This window comes from uncultured Selenomonas sp. (genome assembly GCF_963528755.1).
In the GTDB taxonomy this organism is placed as follows: Bacteria; Bacillota; Negativicutes; order Selenomonadales; family Selenomonadaceae; genus Selenomonas.
This window is the reverse complement of record NZ_CAURXA010000002.1, coordinates 381,922-398,800: the sequence shown is the minus strand read 5'-3', so window position 1 is coordinate 398,800 and position 16,879 is coordinate 381,922. Positions and strand designations below refer to the sequence as shown.

Genomic DNA, 16,879 nt, shown 5'->3' with positions numbered 1-16,879 from the left:
GTTAAGCCGCAGGGCGCACAGTCTGGCGTAGCTGTCAGGCCGCAGGGTGCAGCAAGTGCTGTCGGTTCTGCAAGCAGCACTGTCGGTGCAGAAAGCGTCGTTGACCGCGGTCTTGCCGCAGCGGCGGGCATGAGCGTCGGCTCTTCGAGCGACGCTCGCACAGGCGCGAGCGGCAGTCGGCGGAGCACGGACTATTCGAGCGGTGCAGGCTCCTATGCGGACGGCTCTTCGAGAGCCGCTGACAGAGGCCTCGCCAATGCCCTGGGCAAGGGTGTGGGCAGTGCCGGCTACTACAGCGGCAAGGGCTACAGCCATACCAACGATGATGAAGAGGAGGAAATCAAGAAGAAGACGAAGGCGTCGGCATGATTGCCACGCGCGTCTGAGCATAAACTACACGCACAAACGTCCACTTTGTGGACATTGTGCGCCGCCCTTACCAGAAACCTAACCAATCAGTCTGCGCCCTTTGGGCTTGACCTCTTGGGGTTTCATGGTAAAGAAGGAGGCTCCCGCCGCAGCGGGAGCCTCCTTCTGCTATGTGCATGAGGGGTGGTTTATGATATAATGGAAATCGAAGAAGGGAGTGTTCGACATGAATGCATTACGTCAAGAGGCATTTCGTATGATGGAATCCATGCCCGACGAGGGAATGGCGGATTTGATCCGATACATGAATGAATATCATCGCAAATTCGCCGGGCGAGAGCAACGGCAATATGATGCTCGCGAGAAGGCATTCACCGTCTTGGAGAGCATGAAGCGCAAGGTTCCCGAGTTGGATTATGCTAGAGAACTTGCAGGGTACAGGGAGGAGAAGTATCTTTGATGCGGATCTTGCTGGACACGAACCTTTTGCTTGATTATTTAACGGAGCGAGAACCATTTTACCAGGCAGCATATCGAATTGTGTTAGGATGCAAAAATCGCGACTATGAGGGGATTGTGGCGGCTCATTCCATTGTGGATATGTTTTATATCCTTCGAAAGCATTTTACAAATTCGGAACGGCGCAAGCTTCTGTTGGCTTTTTTTGAAATTTTGCAAGTAGAGGCTGTTGATGGAGAGAAGTTGCGCACAGCTTTGAAAAATGGGATATTTGCTGATTTTGAGGACTGCTTGCAAGTCGAGTGTGCCAAATCTGCATCTGCTGATTTCATCATAACACGCAATGCCAAAGATTATGCTCTGAGTGATGTACCAATCTTGTCGCCAGAACAGTTCGTAGAGAAATTTGATAGATGAGAAGGCCTTTGAGTCATAAGGGAACCAGGCAATAAAAAATCCGACCGCGAGGTCGGATTTTTTTGTGCCATATCAGCGAAGCAGAGCCAGGGCAGAGTAGTGGGATGCCATCGTGTTCATCTGCGCCTTCTGAGCGAAGAGGAAGAGCTTCTGCTGCGTATCATTGTTCTTGAACTCGCTCGCGGCCTTTGCCATGTCGGTGCCGTTGCTCGTCGTCGAGGCGGCCGTGAGGTTTTCTTCCTGCGTGACGAAGTTTGCTGACTGGTAATTGAGGCGCTGCTGCGCCGCGCCGATGGTCGTCGCCTGGTCGAGTGTCTTATTGAGCGCCGTCGTGACCTTGTCGAGGGCATCGGCGATGCCGGCGTCCGTGCCGAGGTTCAGCGTGGACTTGCCGTTCGCGTCCGTCAAGCCGAGCGCGGAAGAGCGCATGTCACCGAGGTTCGTGATGCTCGTCGAGCCGTCGAGGGAGGCGACGTTCGCGGATTTCGAGCCGTCGAGGAGGTTCATGCCGTTGTACTGGATGCTGGCGTTGTCATTGAGCGTGGCGATCGTTTGATCGACCATCTTGCCGAGATCGTGGCGGTCGGAGTCACTGTTCGTACCGTTGGCGGCATTGAGGAGCGTCTGCTGCAGCTGGCCGAGCGCTTCGACGGAAGAGCTTACACCGCCCTCCGCCGTCTTGAGCATGGCGTTCGTGCGCTGCGAATTGGCATCCGACTGGCTGACGGAGGCGATATTCGCATTCATGCGCATGTCGATGGAATAGGCAGAAGGTCCGAATACGGCGGACGGGTGCTTCGTGCCGCTCGAAATCTGACGCGCGAGGTTGTTCGATGTATGGTTGATGCGGTTCAAGGTCGAGTGCTGGATGAGGTTGTTTCCGAGTGTGATCGCCATGAGGCTGCACATCCTTTCGTTGGTGACGATATGTTCATTCGTATACGCTCATTATAAAAGAAATTGAAAAAGAAAGCAAGACTTTTTAACTAGAAAAAGCAGAAGTAGGCGCGCACGGCAAAGTGTGGTATACTATAGGGCAAGGAAAAGAACGCATTTCCGAGGCGCGAGGAGGGGTGTGCCATGGGCAAGCCAATGACGAGTGCAAGAAATGAGGAAAAGATGGAAAGAAAGACGAGCCGGACGAGCCTCGAAGCGGCAAAGCTGATTCGGCAGGCTTCCATAGAGCTGATAAAGAAGAACGAGAAGCTCTACAAGGAGTTGGAGAACCGATGAGCAAGATTCAGTTGGTGGTGGACGATGTGCTTTATTTCCACGAGGAGATGGAACGCGCGTTCCGCATGGAGAAGGGCGTGCGCGACATGGGGCTGCTGGCCTCGGCGGTCAACGCGCCTTTCCAGAGCTTCGGCGGCGTGGAGCTTTATCCGACATTGACGGAGAAGGCGGCGCGGCTGTGCTACGGCATTGCGAAGAACCACCCGTTTTTTGACGGCAACAAGCGCACGGCGCTTCATTCGATGCTGGTGTTCCTTGCGGTCAATGGCTGTGCCTTGGAGGAAGAGGACGCTGTGCTCGAAGAGGTCATCATCGACGTGGCAGCGGGCAATATGGCGTCCGATGAGCTGGCAGCATGGCTGAGCGAGAAGATGCGGCGTCGGGAGATGGAAGGGATGTGGCATGGATGAAGGCATTGCGGCTGTACGGGGCGCGTGATCTGCGTCTGGAGGAAGTGGAGCGCCCCGAGCGCACGAAGGACGAGGTGTTGCTTGAGGTCAAGGCGTCGGGTATCAGCATGTCCGACGTCAAGAGCGTCTACGAGACGGGTGCGGCGGAGGGCAATGCGCCGCAGATTCTCGGTCATGAGTTCGCGGGGCGCATCGTCGAGGCGGAGGATGTCGCTCTTGTTGGCCGCGCAGCGGCGGCATATCCGATGCTCTTTTGCGGGCGCTGCATGGCGTGTCTTGACGGCAGGCCGCGCGACTGCGGCGAGATGCAGCTCTACGGCGCGGAGCGTGCGGGCGGTATGGCCGAGTTCGTGGCGGTGAAGAAGCAGAACCTCGTGTTTTTGCCGCCCGACGTGAGCTTTCGTGCGGCGGCGCTGACGGGAGCGGCTGCGGTGGCGCTGCATGCTTTCCGCAAGACGGGCGTAGGCCCTGGATCGACGCTCGTAGTCTTCGGACTCGGCTCGATCGGTCTGGCGCTGGCGAGCTGGGCGCGCGAGGCGGACGTCCGAAACATCGTGCTCGTGGCGCGAACGATGGAGAAGGCGGCGTTTGCTCGCTCGCTGGGCTTTTTGCAGTCGGTCGACATCGAGGGCTCGGACGTCTACAACTACGTCATGCGCCTGACGGGTGGGCGCGGCGCCGATGCGTGCATTGAGGGTCTCGGCGAGGGCGGTGCGCTGGAGACGGCGCTGCTGTCCGTGAAGCGCGGCGGGCGCGTCGTCGTCATGGGAAGGCCGGAGAAGAGCCTTGAGATGACGGGCCTCATGTACGATCTCTTGCTGCAGAAGGAGGTCGAGCTGCACGGCGCATGGAAGAGCAGCCTCAACACGCGCCCTGCCGAATGGCTCGACGCGATGAACGCGATGCGCAGCCATGCGGTCGATGCTGAGGCGCTCGTGACGCATACCTTTCCTTTTGAAAAATACGAGGAGGCGTTCGCCTTGCTGCACGACAAGCAGGAGATGTACTGCAAGGTGCTCTTCGTGAACGGGGAGGAAGCGCATGGCTAAGCGCGGCAAGCGTCAGAAGAGGGTGCAGGACGGCTCGGCGAAAAAGCCGCTTCCTGCGTCCGTAGGCGGCTCGCCTGCCGATTTGCTCGGCGAGGCGAGCCGCCTTTTTGCCGCCGCGCGGTACACGGATGTGCGTGCGCTGGCGGAGTCTGCGCTCGCCCCGACGGCGGGGGCGTCTGCCAGCGAGGCGGCTTTGCACGATCTCGTGGAGCTTCGCTATGTGTTGGCGGCGTCTCTCGTGCAGCTTGGCGACTATGGGGCGGCGCGTGCAGGAATCGCCCGTATTCGCGAGAGCGCTCCCGCACACCCCGGCGCGGCGCTGCAGGAGATCTACATCGAGAAAGCTGAGGGCAGGACGCGTACGGAGCTTAAGCATCTCGCGGCACTCATCTCGTATTTGGAGGAGCGTCTTGCTGAGAAGCTGCCCGCCCCGCTTGCCGCCTACTATCGAAAGTTCCTTGCGGAAAGCTATAGCCTTAGGGGTTCTGCGCTGACGCTCGCGGGAAGTGCCGCAGAGGGCGTCCGTGCTTTTCTCGCCGCGAGCCGAATGGAAGCGGATGAAGCGCAGGCCGTCGCGGAGTACAGCAACGCGCTCTTTGCGCTCAACTATGTCGCCGTGGAGAAGCGTGCGCCTTTTTCGGGGCTGGCCGAGGGCTTCGACGGCTTCTTTTCCCATGTGGAGCGCATGGCGCACACGAGGGTGCAGCACGCGCACGCGCGGCTTCGCATCGGCTATATCTCGCCCGATCTCCGCCATCACGCAGTCGCCTTCTTCCTGCTGCCGCTCCTTCGTGCCTTCGACCGCGAGCGGTTCGAGGTCTTCTGCTATGCGAACAACAGCGAGGACGCAGTGTCGCGCACGATGGCGCAGCAGCCGGGTGTTCACTGGAGGAATATCCTCGGGCTTTTGCCCGAGGAGGCAGCGCGGCTCGTCGCGGCAGACGAGATCGACATCCTCTGCGACCTCTCGGGGCACACGAAGGATAACTGCCTCGCCGTCCTCGCGCGAAAGCCCGCGCCCGTGCAGGTTACAGGGCTAGGCTACATGGGGCGCACGGGGCTTTCGACGATCGACTATTTGCTTGGGGATCGGGTGCTGGATGCGGCGGAGGAAGTGGAAGACGCGGCAGCCGAAAGGTGCCGCGGCGCGATGGAGGACGGCGCGTCGCAGGGCGCTCGGGAAGAGCGGAGCGAGCGTCCGCTCTCCCTGCCGCACAGTCACTTCTGCTACCTGCCGTTCGTCGCGATGCCAGACGTTGCGCCGCCGCCGTGCCTTTCGCGCGGGTATGTCACCTTCGGCTGCTTCAACAACTACAGCAAGGTCACGGACGCGATGCTGCTCCTATGGCGGCAGCTCTTGGCAGATGTGCCGGACGCGCGGCTGCTCTTGAAGAGCAGGCTCTTTGAGAGCGAAGAGGGGTGCTCGCTCGCCGTCGAGCGCTTCGAGCGGCTCGGCCTCGATGTGTCGCGCATCGAGCTTCGCGGCTTCTCTTCGGATTACCTCGCCGAGTACGCCGATATGGACATCGCACTCGACACTGCCCCTTATACGGGCGGCTTGACGACGTGCGAGGCGCTCTACATGGGCGTGCCCGTCGTGACGCTCAAGGGCGGGACGCATGGCGCAAGGTTCGGCGCGAGCCTCTTGAAGAATGCAGGGCTTGCCGAGCTTGTCGCCAAGAGTGAGCGAGAGTATGCGGAGATTGCCAAGCTCCTCGCCAGCTCGCCTGAAACGCTCCAAATGCTCCGAGAAAAACAGCGCGACATGCTCCTCGCCTCGCCGTTGATGAACTTTCGCCAATATGTGCAGGAAGTCGAGGCGGCATACGAAAAAGTATGGCAACGGTGGGAAGAGGCATAGAAAATTTCTTCGACGGCAGCTGTCGTTCTATAGGACGGGGAAAGGTTTAAAGGCGTTTGACACTTTTCCCTGTTCTATGCTAAACTGAATCACGATTGAGGCGGCTCGGCCGCTTGGGGAAAGCGAGGCGGTTTCGTGCCGATCAAAATACCGAATAGCTTGCCGGCGGCACATGTGCTGGAGAGCGAGAACATCTTCGTCATGGATGCGGAACGCGCCTACAGCCAGGACATCCGCCCGCTTAGGCTTCTGATCCTGAACCTCATGCCGAACAAGTCGGTGACGGAGACGCAGCTTCTGCGTCTTTTGGGCAATACGCCGCTGCAGGTCGAGGTCGACTTCATCTATACGGAGTCGTATGTGCCGCAGCATACGTCGCAGGACTATCTTGCGGAATTCTACGGCACGTTCGCCGAGGTGCGCCACAAGAAGTATGATGGCTTCATCATCACGGGTGCGCCCGTCGAGCAGATGGCCTTCGAGGAGGTCGCCTACTGGGAAGAGGTCGCCGAGATCATGGAGTGGAGCAAGAAGCACTGCTATTCGTCGTTCCATATCTGCTGGGGTGCGCAGGCGGGCCTCTACTACCACTACGGCATCGACAAGCAGGATACGGGAAAGAAGGTCTTCGGTGTCTACAAGCATCACCTTTGCGTCGAGCACGAGCGACTTTTCCGCGGTTTCGACGATGAGTTCTATGTGCCGCATTCGCGCCATACGGAGATGAAGAAGGCGGACATCAAGCGCGTGCCCGAGCTGACAATCCTCGCGGAGTCAGAGAGCCGCGCGGGCGTCTATGCGATTGCCAATATCGAAAAGAGGCAGTTCTTCATCACGGGTCATGCCGAGTATGATCCGCTTTCTTTGAAGCAGGAGTACGACCGCGATGTGGCGGCGGGGCTTCCGATCGAGATCCCACAGAATTACTACCCGGCGGACGATCCGACGCGGATGCCTGTCGTGCGCTGGCGCTCCGTGGCGAACCTCTTGTTTGCGAACTGGCTCAATTATTATGTGTATCAGGAGACTCCGTATGAACTGGACGGGCTCTATCATGCGGCGGATGATTGAGATTTTCTGTATGGCTGAAAGAAAAGGAGTGAAAGAAAAGATGAAGATGAAACGATGGATAGCCGCGCTCCTTCCCTTCGTTTTTTTCGCGGCGACGGCAGAGTCGGCGCCTCATGTGTCGCCGAATATCTATGAATGGGTGCAGTCCTCGGCGCGTGCCAATTACTTCTTCAACAAGAGCGTCATGCACTACGAGCTTCTTGCGAATGGTGTGTTGAACCCGCGCGTGCTCATCGTGCCGACCTTGCAGACATACGACGATGTGGCGATTGCCGATGTCGTTGCCAAGAGGCGCTGGCGCGGCGAATCGCTCGCTGGCTACGACGACCTTGTGGGTGAGGCGGAGTACTTGCGCATCGACCTTGCGGCGGGGACTTCGACCCTAGAGCGTGCCGACGATCTCAATAGCACATGGTCGTCCATCACGACGACGTTCCCAAAGAATGTAACGGTTATCAAGGATCTGCCTGAGAAGAGCTTGGAGCGCAAGTTCCTTGAAGCGGTACTCGCCTACGAACGAGGGCATCGCATGGAAATTGCCGCACAGACGAAGAAGACGCTGACGACGGATGATTTGAAGCGGATGGAAGAGCATGAGCGTGAGGATCTGACGGCGTCCTTGCTGGGAGGCTTCACACAGGCATCCAAAGAAAAGGTGCAAAAGGATCATGGGACAGAGGCTGATAGAAAAGGCGGAGAATGAGCATAGCTTGTGCGAGGAGGAGCTTGCCTGGCTTTTGACGTCTTCTGCTGCAGAAGAGCCTCTTGCCGCCGCTGCCGACCGTGTGCGGCGAAAGTATGTGGGCGACGGCGTGCATCTTCGCGGACTCATCGAGTTCACGAATATTTGCCGACAGAACTGCTTTTACTGCGGTCTGCGGCGCGAAAATGAAAGGGCAGAGCGCTATCGTCTGCGCCCGCGGGAGATCGTGCGTTTGGCACGAAATGCACGCAGCTATGGCTATCGGACGGTCGTGCTGCAGGGGGGCGAGGACGGCTATTGGCATGTCGAGCGGCTCGCCCCTGTCCTGCGCGAAATACGGGCTTTGGGGCTTGTCATCACGCTTTCCATCGGCGAGCGCACAAAAGAGGAGTATCGTGCGCTCAAGGAAGCGGGGGCAAGCCGTTTTTTGCTTCGTATTGAGACGACAGACCGCGAGCTTTACGAAAGGCTCGACCCGGGTATGAGCTGGGAGGCGCGCCGTGCATGCCTCGCTTCTCTGCGTGCACTCGGCTATGAGGTCGGCACAGGTTCGCTCGTGGGACTGCCTGGGCAGTCGGTCGAGTCTCTGGCTCGTGATATTCTCTTTTTTCGGGAGCTTGATGCGGACATGGTGGGCATCGGTCCCTTCATACCGAACGGCGATACGCCACTCGGCGAGGCGGCGGCGGGCGACATTCACTTGACGCGGCGCATGGTTTCGCTCTTGCGGCTTCTCCTGCCCGAGGCGAACATTCCGGCGACGACGGCGATGGAGACTTTGGAGCGCGGCGCACGTTCGCTCATCCTGCGCTCGGGCGCGAACGTCGTCATGCCGAATGTAACGGAGGGCGATTTTCGCCGCAAGTACGCGCTCTATCCGGGCAAGGCATGCGTCAAGGATACGCCCGAGCATTGCCGCGCGTGCTTGGGCGCACAGCTTTCGGTCATCGGTCGCTTCGTCGCCAAGGATGCGGGTTTTCGGCGCAGGAGAAGTATAGATTTGTGAGGTGTTTGCTTTGAAGATGAATGGGGCGCAGGCGGTTTTGGAGAGTCTGCGCAAGGAGGGTGTGCGCGTTGTTTTCGGCTATCCGGGCGGCGCGGTGCTTGACCTCTATGATGCGATTTACACGGAGAAGTTTCCCCATATCCTCGTGCGTCACGAGCAGGGAGCGGCTCATGCGGCGGACGGCTATGCGCGTGCGACAGGCGAGGTCGGCGTGTGCCTGGCGACGTCCGGCCCCGGCGGCACGAACCTCGTGACGGGCATCGCGACGGCGTACATGGATTCTGTCCCGCTCGTCTGTATCACGGGGCAGGTCGGCAATCCCTACATCGGCAAGGATTCCTTCCAAGAGGCGGACATCTGTGGCATCACGACACCGATCACGAAGCACAACTACCTCGTGAAGGCGGCGAAGGATTTGCCGCAAGTGCTGAAAGAAGCCTTTTTCATCGCGCGCACGGGGCGTCCGGGACCGGTTACAGTCGACATTGCCAAGGACGTCTTTACGCAGGAGCTGGATTATGTCTATCCTGAGAAGGTACACTTGAAGGGATATACGGCGGACTTTACGGGTGATGCATCGGAGGTCGAGGCGGCGGCTTTGGCGATCGCCGAGGCGAAACGGCCTCTCCTCATCCTCGGCGGCGGTGTGACGCTCTCAGACACGGCCGAGGATGTGCGCGAGATCCTGGATCTCACGGGGATTCCCTCGGTGACGACGCTCATGGGCATCGGCTGCGTGCCGGCTGCACGTGAAAACTTCCTCGGCATGGCGGGTATGCACGGCACATACGCGGCAAATATGGCGATCCAGGAATGCGATCTGCTCATCGCTGTCGGCATGCGTTTCGATGACCGCGTGACGAGCAGGATTCAGGGCTTCGCGCCTCGTGCGAAGATCGTGCACTTCGAGGTTGACCCCGTCGAGGTGAACAAGAATGTCGTCGTTGACTGCCGCGTGCTCGGCGACCTGCGCTGGTCATTGCCTCTCCTCAAGGAGAAGCTGGCAGCTCTGGGCGATTTGCGTGCACGCTTTTCCGGGTGGAGCCGCTACACGGTCGAGATGAACAATGAACAGCCGCTTTCCTACAAGAAGAAGGAAGGATGCATCATGCCGCAGCAGCTGATTGAGATGGTCAGCGAGCTTGCCGCTGACGATGCGATCATCGTGACTGACGTCGGCCAGCACCAGATGTGGGCGGCGCAGTACTACGATGCGAAGGAGCCGCGCCGCTTTCTGACGTCGGGCGGTCTCGGCACGATGGGCTACGGCCTGCCCGCCGCCATCGGCGCGAAGGTCGCGCGGCCCGGCCAGCAGGTCATCCTTTTCACGGGCGACGGAAGCATCATGATGAACTGTCAGGAGATGGCGACGGCAGCGGCGAACGGTGTTGCCGTGAAGATCATCGTCGTGCACAACCGCGTGCTCGGCATGGTCACGCAGTGGCAGCGCATGTTCTACGACAAGCATTACTCCCAGACGCTCCTGCCGGGCAGCACGGACTTCGTAAAGCTCGCCGAGGCGATGGGTGTCCAGGCTTGCCGCCTCCAAGATCCGGCAAGTCTCAAGGTGGATCTGGCAGCGGCCTTGACAAGCGATGTGCCAATACTCATCGACGTCATCGTGCCGGGCAATGTCGACGTCCTGCCGATGGTGCCGGGCGGCAAGTGTCTCGACGAAATGGTCTTGGAGAGCGAGTAGGGGAGAACGCGGGATGAATGAGAAAGAGGTGCAGCTGATCGGGCAGCTGCAGGAGGCGGCTGCTGCGGGAAAGGCGGAAGCCTTTCGGACAACGGTTCTGGCGCTCATGGAAGCGTACAACCGTGCGCCCGATGAGGAGCTTTTTTCTCTGTTGCATGATTTGCTCTATGTGCCGAATGCCGATGCTATGCGCGCGAACTATGAAAGAGCACGCACGACACTTTTCGATCGGGCGGTGAGACTGTCGGAAGTGGGGGCATCTCCGCAGGAATTTCCTGCGTATGAGGAACTGCCGTGTCGCTTGTTTCCCATTGATGCGGATGCTTCCGTGTTTTTCCTGAATGATGGGAAGTGCTTCTTGCTTCATGAAAGTGGTGCGCGTCTTTTGGATGCTGTGCAGAAGATGCTGCTTGATGCGCCGGAGTCTGAGCTTCTTCCACTCATGGCGGATGCTTTGCGCGAACAGCGCACGAATGCTCTTAGGCGGCAGCTTTTCTCGTGGCTTGAGCAACGCTCCTTTCCTCCTTCGGCGGAAGCAGCATTGGCAGAGTTCGCCGCCTTGAGCCATGATGCGTCTGCGCCTTTGCATATCGAAGCGGCTCTTCGTTTTGCAGCGGGCGATTTGACCGGAGCGCGTGTTTTGGCGGAGCGTGCGTATGCGCTTCGCCCTGTCCATGTGAGTTTGTGGCGGCTGCTCGTCGATCTCTATGACGCACAGGGCGAAGAAGAGCTTGCTGCGCGCTTCAAGGGGCTTTGCCACAAGCATACAGGGGAATTGCCGGGGCTGCCTATTCGCCTTGAGGACATGGCTGTGCGGCGTGCTTTTCTGATGGGAAGGCTGACGGTCTTTCAGACGCCTTTTTACGAGGAAGTCGAGCTGCTTCCCCAGGGAGGGATGGAGACGCATCGGCACACCTTGTTCGGCAGGTTTCTCCTTTCACCGAAAAAGAGAGGGAGAAGGCTGTGGTGCGGCATCTACAATACCGACATCTTTTTCAATATGCGTGCGGTGCGTTTGGCTTATCTGGAGTGTTCAGGCAGGAAAGATTTGGAGATTTACTCGAATATCACTTTTGACCTGCGAAAAGCGATGACGGAAACTTCTTTGACCGTTCATGTATCGCCTGATGTGCCTGTTCTTGTTGCTGTCGCTGTCACACCGCTCAAAGCCCAAAAAAAGGCTGCCATCACGCTCGATGACGGACGGATGCGCGGAGATTTCTATACGGGGGTCGGGGAATTCGGTCTTTTGCGCATGGAGAGAGACACGCGCCTTGTCTCTTCGGATGGTCCTTTCGTTGTGACGGAACCTGTGCGGCTCGTGCACAGTCCCAAGCGCAAGCGCCTGATTTTGAATCTTCTGCTCGATGGCTTGTCCTGGACGGCGATGCGCCGCGATGGATTCCACGCCATGCCGAATCTCATGCGCTTTTTTTCCAAAGGCGTGATCTTTGATCAGGCTTTTTCCGTCGCTGAGTACACATTTGCTTCTCTCAGTACGATGGAAACGGGAATGCATATGCATAGAAGCCAGGTTTTCCATGGGGATGTGTGGATGGAAATCCCTGCCGAAAACAAGGTGCTTTCCGAGCGCATGAAGGAGCTTGGCTACCATTGCGTGCAGACCATGGGAGACGCCACAGGCATAGACAATGGGCTCAAACGCGGTTATGACCGCATCGTCGCAGCTCCGTACATCACGTTTTCGGCGTACGAGGGCGTCAAGCGGACGATCGATCATCTCGATGCTTTTGATGAATGCGACAATTATGTATTCCTGCATGTGTCGGACTCGCATCCGGTCGTATCCTATGCCATTCCACCCCAGCCGAAAACGCAGGCGAAGCTTCCTTGGCAGGAACGTGTCTATGAAGGCGTGCCGAGAGAAAGGGCATTCGATCTCAATGGAAAACTGCGCAATGTGTATGACAACATGGCTGCCATCGAGCGCATGGACAGGGCGCTCGGTGAGCTTTTCCGCTATATCGAGGATCACTACGGGGAGGATGAGTACATCATCAACGCCTATTCCGACCATGGGGTTTCTATTCACAGCGAAGACCCGTTCTTCTTTAGCGACGAGCGCTGCGGCACGGCGTTCATGATGCGCGGTGCGGGCGTTCCCACCCTCGGTATGACGGATGAGCTCGTGAGCCTTCTCGATCTCCATGCCGTCGTCATGCACGAGGCGGGACTGCCCATGGATGAAACGCTTGATGCGAACCTGCCCGCCGCGTTTGGCGGCAGGGCGCGCGAATATGTGATCTCGAATTCCGTCTTCCCTGGGCAGACGTACAAGCTTGCAATCCGCACGAAGGAACATGAGTTTCGTTTGGAAACGAAGGAGTTTACGCGCATGGACGGCACGATCGATATGAGCGCCTATGTATGGCATCTGTATGAGCGAGAGGGGCATCGAGAGATTTGGAGCGACGCCTTGCGCGACAAGTTCCTCGCGATTGCGTGGCAGCATGTGGCATCGTTCGCCCATGTGTGATATGATGAGAGTGTCGCCTGAGATTCCTCCAGGCGGCGGGAAGGGCGGTTGAATCAAACATGATGCAGAAATTTTTCCTTGCGGCGCTCCTCGACAACAAGCCGGGCGTCCTCACGCATATATCGGGGCTGATCAGCCGCCGCGCGTTCAACATCGAGAGCATTTCGGCAGGCTATACGGAAGAACCGGACGTGACGCGCATCAACATCGTCGTGTCGGTCGAGGACGAACGCGAGCTAGCGCAGGTCACGACGCAGCTCGCGAAGCTCATCGACGTCATCAAGATCGTCAACCTCAGCGAGGTGGACTCGATCAAGCGTGAACTCGTCTTGATTAAGGTGCGCGCGACGAAGGAGACGCGCGCCGACATCATCAACGTCGTCAACATCTTCCGCGCACGTATCGTCGATGTGAGCAAGGAGAATGTCGTCATCGAGCTGACGGGCGAAGGCGACAAGATCGACGCTTTGTCCGAGGTGCTTTCGGAGTATGGCATCATCGAGATTGCACGCACGGGTGCCATCGCGCTGTCGCGCGGTCCTGTGCCGGTCAAGGAGATGTAAGGGGCGCGCTAGATCTAGCCGTGTTTCTGTAAGGGGGCAATTCTTTTGTTGGGACGTAAGGATTTCTTCTCTTTTCGTGGGTTCAAGCCGGACGGCGTGCGCCTTTTGGGACGTCACGCTTTGCGCACGACTGCGGGGGCGCTCGCGCTTTCGTATGCGCTACTGGGGGGCGTGCCCGCGCTCGCCGCGCACGCGCCCGTCGCGGTCGGCGAGCGTGCGCACGATGTCGGACAGACCGAGGTGCATACCGAACGGCAGCACGCCAGCTCGGCGCAGCGCACGATCGCCTTGGGGAAGTCGTCGCGGGAGCATGCGCCGAATGCCGAGCCAAAGACAGTTGAAGCCGCTGTGCCCGACGCCGCCCCTGCTACTTCCCTTGCGCCGTCTGTGTCGTCCGCAGCACTCGCCGCGCCGCCTGCCTCTGTGCGCTCGATGACGGCGGATGCGGCAATTCTCATGAACGCGAGGACGGGCGAGGTGCTCTACGAGAAGAACGGCGACAAGCGTGAGTACCCCGCGAGCATGACGAAGATGATGACATGCATCCTTTCGGTCGAGAGCGGCAGATCCGACCTCGCTGTGACGATCACGCCGTTTGCCGCCGACGTCGAGACGACGCGCGTGCGCCCGGGCGAGCAGGCGCGGCTTCGAGATCTCACGCGTCAGATGATGCTGATTTCCGATAACGGCGCGGCGCTCGCCATCGCCGAGACGCTCGGCGGATCGGAGGCGCAGTTCGCGGCGATGATGAATCGGAAGGCGCGGGAGATCGGCGCTTTTCATACGCATTTCGTCAATCCGAACGGCATGCCCGATGCGAACCATTATTCGACGGCGCATGACATCGCCCTCATTGCCGCCTATGGCCTCCGAAATCCTGAGTTCCGCAAGATCGTTGGCACGAAGGCGAGCACGATCTACTACTTGCAGCCCGCAGGCTACAAAACGTACTGCGAGAACACGAATGCGCTGCTCTACTCCTACCCGGGCTGCACGGGACTCAAGACGGGCTGGACGCGTGCGGCAGGGGGCTGCCTCGCAGCATCCGCCATGCGCGGCGATACGGAGCTGATCGCCGTCGTCATGCACTCGAACGACGAGGAGACGCGAGCATCGGAGGCCGCCGCGCTCCTTGACTACGGCTTCAGCGCCTTGGCAGAGGGGCGCTCATGATGGAGAGGAAGATTGAGAGTGAGATCATGGATGGAAAAGGGAAAATCGCATCAGCCGCTGGTTTCCATCGTCTTGCCCGTCTATAACGGAGAGAAGTATCTGCGTGAATCTTTGGATAGCATCTTGGCGCAGACGATGCAGGATTGGGAACTCATCGCTGTCGACGACTGCTCGCAGGATACGACGCCGCAGATCCTTGCCGAATATGCTGCGCACGACAGCCGCATTCGCATCGTGCGCAACAAGGAGAATCAACGTTTGCCGCGCTCTTTGAATATCGGCTTTGCCGAAGCGCACGGCATGTTTTTCACATGGACGAGCGATGATAATGCGTACGCACCCGAAGCACTTCACGAGATGGTTTCTTATCTGCAGCGTTTTCCCGAGTATATGATGGTCAATGCGGCGATGGAGCTTCTGTTTGAAGATGTGTCTGGAAAACAGCATCTTGTGGATACGGATCGCTTTGATGCTGATCCGTGGAAGATGCTTGTTCAGAATCGCATTGGTGCATGTTTCCTTTACCGTCGCAGCGTTCCGCAGGAAATTGGTGGTTATGATCCCGAGATGTTTCTCCTGGAAGATTATGACTACTGGCTGCGTATCCTCCTTCGCTATGGAAGGATCGGGCATATCAAAAAGGTTCTTTATCGATATCGTATTCATGAAGGAAGCCTTTCGGCGACGAAAGAAAAGGAGAGGGATAAGCAGGAGGTTCGCCTCATGCATAAGTGTTTGCCCGACATAACGTACCGTTTGCGCAATCATCCCGAAATCTTTCGCAAATATTTCTTGTTAGGCGTGCAGTCGGGGGAATGGAGCGAAGAGGAGATGACGCTCTTCCGTCGCGATTTGCCCGCACTCGTCGAAGAGGCGGGTTTGTAGGCAGACGACCTGGCATCTCGCCTGACCGATGTTTGAGGGGGCATAAGCATGACAACGTACGATCCGAAGTCCGCGCGTGCTGAGGAGTTCATCCATCACGAAGAAATCCTCGCGACGCTCGCGTGGGCGGAAGAGAACAAGGGAAATCGCGCACTCGTGGAGCAGCTTCTTTCGCGTGCCAAGGACTGCAGGGGACTCACGCACCGCGAGGCGGCGCTGCTGCTTGCCGTCGACGCGCCTGATCTCGTCGAGCGGATGCTCGCGCTCGCCAAGGAGATCAAGGAGGAGCTTTACGGCAAGCGCATCGTGCTCTTTGCACCGCTCTATCTGTCGAACTATTGCGTGAATGGCTGTGTTTACTGTCCCTACCATGCGAAGAACAAGCACATCCATCGCAAGAAGCTCACACAGGACGAGATTCGCCGTGAGGTCATCGCGTTGCAGGATATGGGGCACAAGCGCCTCGCGCTGGAGACAGGAGAAGACCCGCTGCATAATCCTTTAGAATACGTCCTGGAAAGCATCAAGACGATCTACTCAATCAAGCACAAGAACGGCGCGATCCGCCGCGTGAATGTCAACATCGCGGCGACGACGGTCGAAGACTACCGAAAGCTCAAGGAAGCGGGTATCGGCACTTATATCCTTTTTCAGGAGACGTACCACAAGGAAAATTACGAAAAGCTCCATCCGACAGGCCCAAAGCACGACTACGCATGGCATACGGAGGCGATGGACCGCGCGATGGAGGGCGGCATCGACGACGTGGGCTGCGGCGTGCTCTTCGGTCTCAATATGTACCGCTACGACTTCGTCGGCCTGCTGATGCATGCTGAGCATCTGGAAGCGCGTTTCGGCGTCGGCCCGCATACGATCAGCGTACCGCGCATTCGGCCAGCGGACGACATCGATCCAGGCGCGTTCTCCAACGCCATCGACGACGATACCTTCGCGAAGATCGTCGCCGTCATCCGCATCGCCGTGCCTTATACGGGCATGATCGTCTCGACGAGAGAGTCCGAGGAAAGCCGCAGGCGCGTCCTCGATCTCGGCATCTCGCAGATTTCGGGAGCATCCTCGACGAGCGTCGGCGGCTATGAGAAGCGGGAGAGTCCAGAGGAAAATTCAGCGCAGTTCGATGTCAACGACACGCGCACGCTGGACGAGGTCATCGAATGGCTCTTAGACCTCGGCTATGTGCCGAGCTTTTGCACCGCGTGCTACCGCGCGGGACGCACGGGCGACCGCTTCATGAGCCTCTGTAAGAGCGGGCAGATCAAGAACTGCTGTCTGCCGAACGCCCTGATGACCTTGAAGGAATACTTGGAGGACTACGCGAAGAAGACGACGCAGGAAAAGGGCGAGCGCGTCATACAGGAGCAGTGGCAGGACATCCCGAACCCCGCCGTCAAGAAGAAGGCGGCGCTCTACCTTAAGGAACTCGGCGACGGCATGAGAGACTTCCGCTTTTGAGGGGTGAAGGA

General features: G+C 58.5%; 17 protein-coding genes. 16 read left to right on the top strand and 1 reads right to left on the bottom strand.

Annotation, left to right across the window (positions count from 1 at the left end; genetic code table 11):
- From RWS31_RS04010 to RWS31_RS04000, 3 genes are all read left to right on the top strand, one after another.
- A partial coding sequence (locus RWS31_RS04010; RefSeq protein ID WP_314596268.1) for a hypothetical protein occupies positions 1 to 369 on the top strand: 369 nt, incomplete at its 5' end.
- A gap of 256 nt (positions 370 to 625) precedes the next feature.
- Positions 626 to 829, top strand: coding sequence for a toxin-antitoxin system protein (locus RWS31_RS04005; RefSeq protein ID WP_314596267.1), 204 nt, complete (start codon positions 626 to 628; stop codon positions 827 to 829).
- Positions 829 to 1,245 carry a PIN domain-containing protein gene (locus RWS31_RS04000; RefSeq protein ID WP_314596310.1) on the top strand — a complete coding sequence of 139 codons (417 nt, stop codon included), beginning with the start codon at positions 829 to 831 and terminating at the stop codon, positions 1,243 to 1,245. The genes RWS31_RS04005 and RWS31_RS04000 overlap by 1 nt, the downstream gene beginning before the upstream one ends.
- Before the next feature lie 72 nt (positions 1,246 to 1,317).
- Here the strand turns inward: RWS31_RS04000 and RWS31_RS03995 are convergent, their stop codons facing one another.
- Positions 1,318 to 2,142: a flagellin gene (locus tag RWS31_RS03995; RefSeq protein ID WP_314596265.1), complete on the bottom strand. Its 825-nt coding sequence runs from the start codon at positions 2,140 to 2,142 to the stop codon at positions 1,318 to 1,320.
- Between the two features lie 183 nt (positions 2,143 to 2,325).
- Between RWS31_RS03995 and RWS31_RS03990 the strand changes: the two genes are divergently transcribed.
- The 13 genes from RWS31_RS03990 to hydG all read left to right on the top strand — a co-directional run bounded on the left by RWS31_RS03990 (position 2,326) and on the right by hydG (position 16,868).
- Positions 2,326 to 2,478 carry a hypothetical protein gene (locus tag RWS31_RS03990; protein WP_314596263.1) on the top strand — a complete coding sequence of 51 codons (153 nt, stop codon included), beginning with the start codon at positions 2,326 to 2,328 and terminating at the stop codon, positions 2,476 to 2,478.
- Entirely contained in the window at positions 2,475 to 2,888 is a 414-nt protein-coding gene (locus RWS31_RS03985; protein ID WP_314596261.1) for a type II toxin-antitoxin system death-on-curing family toxin, read from the top strand. The genes RWS31_RS03990 and RWS31_RS03985 overlap by 4 nt, the downstream gene beginning before the upstream one ends.
- Entirely contained in the window at positions 2,834 to 3,937 is a 1,104-nt protein-coding gene (locus tag RWS31_RS03980) for an alcohol dehydrogenase catalytic domain-containing protein (RefSeq protein WP_314596259.1), read from the top strand. The genes RWS31_RS03985 and RWS31_RS03980 overlap by 55 nt, the downstream gene beginning before the upstream one ends.
- Complete coding sequence (locus tag RWS31_RS03975; RefSeq protein WP_314596258.1) at positions 3,930 to 5,798, top strand: hypothetical protein; 1,869 nt, start codon at positions 3,930 to 3,932, stop codon at positions 5,796 to 5,798. The genes RWS31_RS03980 and RWS31_RS03975 overlap by 8 nt, the downstream gene beginning before the upstream one ends.
- A gap of 135 nt (positions 5,799 to 5,933) precedes the next feature.
- Entirely contained in the window at positions 5,934 to 6,869 is a 936-nt protein-coding gene (gene metA / locus RWS31_RS03970; protein ID WP_314596257.1) for a homoserine O-succinyltransferase, read from the top strand.
- A gap of 40 nt (positions 6,870 to 6,909) precedes the next feature.
- The gene (locus RWS31_RS03965; RefSeq protein ID WP_314596255.1) at positions 6,910 to 7,572 is read left to right on the top strand and encodes a hypothetical protein; all 663 of its coding nucleotides are present in this window, start codon (positions 6,910 to 6,912) and stop codon (positions 7,570 to 7,572) included.
- Positions 7,538 to 8,578 (top strand): [FeFe] hydrogenase H-cluster radical SAM maturase HydE, encoded by a 1,041-nt coding sequence (gene hydE / locus RWS31_RS03960; protein WP_314596253.1) that lies wholly within the window; start codon positions 7,538 to 7,540, stop codon positions 8,576 to 8,578. Before RWS31_RS03965 ends, hydE begins: the two co-directional genes overlap by 35 nt.
- A 16-nt stretch (positions 8,579 to 8,594) precedes the next feature.
- On the top strand, positions 8,595 to 10,277 hold the full coding sequence (gene ilvB, locus RWS31_RS03955; RefSeq protein WP_314596308.1) for a biosynthetic-type acetolactate synthase large subunit: 1,683 nt from the start codon (positions 8,595 to 8,597) through the stop codon (positions 10,275 to 10,277).
- 13 nt (positions 10,278 to 10,290) lie between these two features.
- Positions 10,291 to 12,774, top strand: coding sequence for a sulfatase-like hydrolase/transferase (locus tag RWS31_RS03950; RefSeq protein ID WP_314596251.1), 2,484 nt, complete (start codon positions 10,291 to 10,293; stop codon positions 12,772 to 12,774).
- 62 nt (positions 12,775 to 12,836) lie between these two features.
- Entirely contained in the window at positions 12,837 to 13,337 is a 501-nt protein-coding gene (gene ilvN / locus RWS31_RS03945) for an acetolactate synthase small subunit (protein ID WP_037367896.1), read from the top strand.
- Positions 13,338 to 13,382: 45 nt separating this feature from the next.
- Entirely contained in the window at positions 13,383 to 14,510 is a 1,128-nt protein-coding gene (locus RWS31_RS03940; protein ID WP_314596249.1) for a D-alanyl-D-alanine carboxypeptidase family protein, read from the top strand.
- Positions 14,511 to 14,528: 18 nt separating this feature from the next.
- Entirely contained in the window at positions 14,529 to 15,395 is an 867-nt protein-coding gene (locus tag RWS31_RS03935) for a glycosyltransferase (RefSeq protein WP_265070276.1), read from the top strand.
- A gap of 48 nt (positions 15,396 to 15,443) precedes the next feature.
- Positions 15,444 to 16,868 (top strand): [FeFe] hydrogenase H-cluster radical SAM maturase HydG, encoded by a 1,425-nt coding sequence (gene hydG, locus RWS31_RS03930; protein WP_314596247.1) that lies wholly within the window; start codon positions 15,444 to 15,446, stop codon positions 16,866 to 16,868.
- The last annotated feature ends 11 nt before the right edge of the window (positions 16,869 to 16,879 follow it).

Coding starts and splice junctions, on each gene's coding strand:
- RWS31_RS04005 (WP_314596267.1), top strand. CDS start 626: ATGATGGAATCCATGCCCGACGAGGGAATGGCGGATTTGATCCGATAC.
- RWS31_RS04000 (WP_314596310.1), top strand. CDS start 829: ATGCGGATCTTGCTGGACACGAACCTTTTGCTTGATTATTTAACGGAG.
- RWS31_RS03995 (WP_314596265.1), bottom strand. CDS start 2,142: ATGGCGATCACACTCGGAAACAACCTCATCCAGCACTCGACCTTGAAC.
- RWS31_RS03990 (WP_314596263.1), top strand. CDS start 2,326: ATGGGCAAGCCAATGACGAGTGCAAGAAATGAGGAAAAGATGGAAAGA.
- RWS31_RS03985 (WP_314596261.1), top strand. CDS start 2,475: ATGAGCAAGATTCAGTTGGTGGTGGACGATGTGCTTTATTTCCACGAG.
- RWS31_RS03980 (WP_314596259.1), top strand. CDS start 2,834: ATGGCTGAGCGAGAAGATGCGGCGTCGGGAGATGGAAGGGATGTGGCA.
- RWS31_RS03975 (WP_314596258.1), top strand. CDS start 3,930: ATGGCTAAGCGCGGCAAGCGTCAGAAGAGGGTGCAGGACGGCTCGGCG.
- RWS31_RS03965 (WP_314596255.1), top strand. CDS start 6,910: ATGAAGATGAAACGATGGATAGCCGCGCTCCTTCCCTTCGTTTTTTTC.
- hydE (WP_314596253.1), top strand. CDS start 7,538: ATGGGACAGAGGCTGATAGAAAAGGCGGAGAATGAGCATAGCTTGTGC.
- ilvB (WP_314596308.1), top strand. CDS start 8,595: ATGAATGGGGCGCAGGCGGTTTTGGAGAGTCTGCGCAAGGAGGGTGTG.
- RWS31_RS03950 (WP_314596251.1), top strand. CDS start 10,291: ATGAATGAGAAAGAGGTGCAGCTGATCGGGCAGCTGCAGGAGGCGGCT.
- ilvN (WP_037367896.1), top strand. CDS start 12,837: ATGCAGAAATTTTTCCTTGCGGCGCTCCTCGACAACAAGCCGGGCGTC.
- hydG (WP_314596247.1), top strand. CDS start 15,444: ATGACAACGTACGATCCGAAGTCCGCGCGTGCTGAGGAGTTCATCCAT.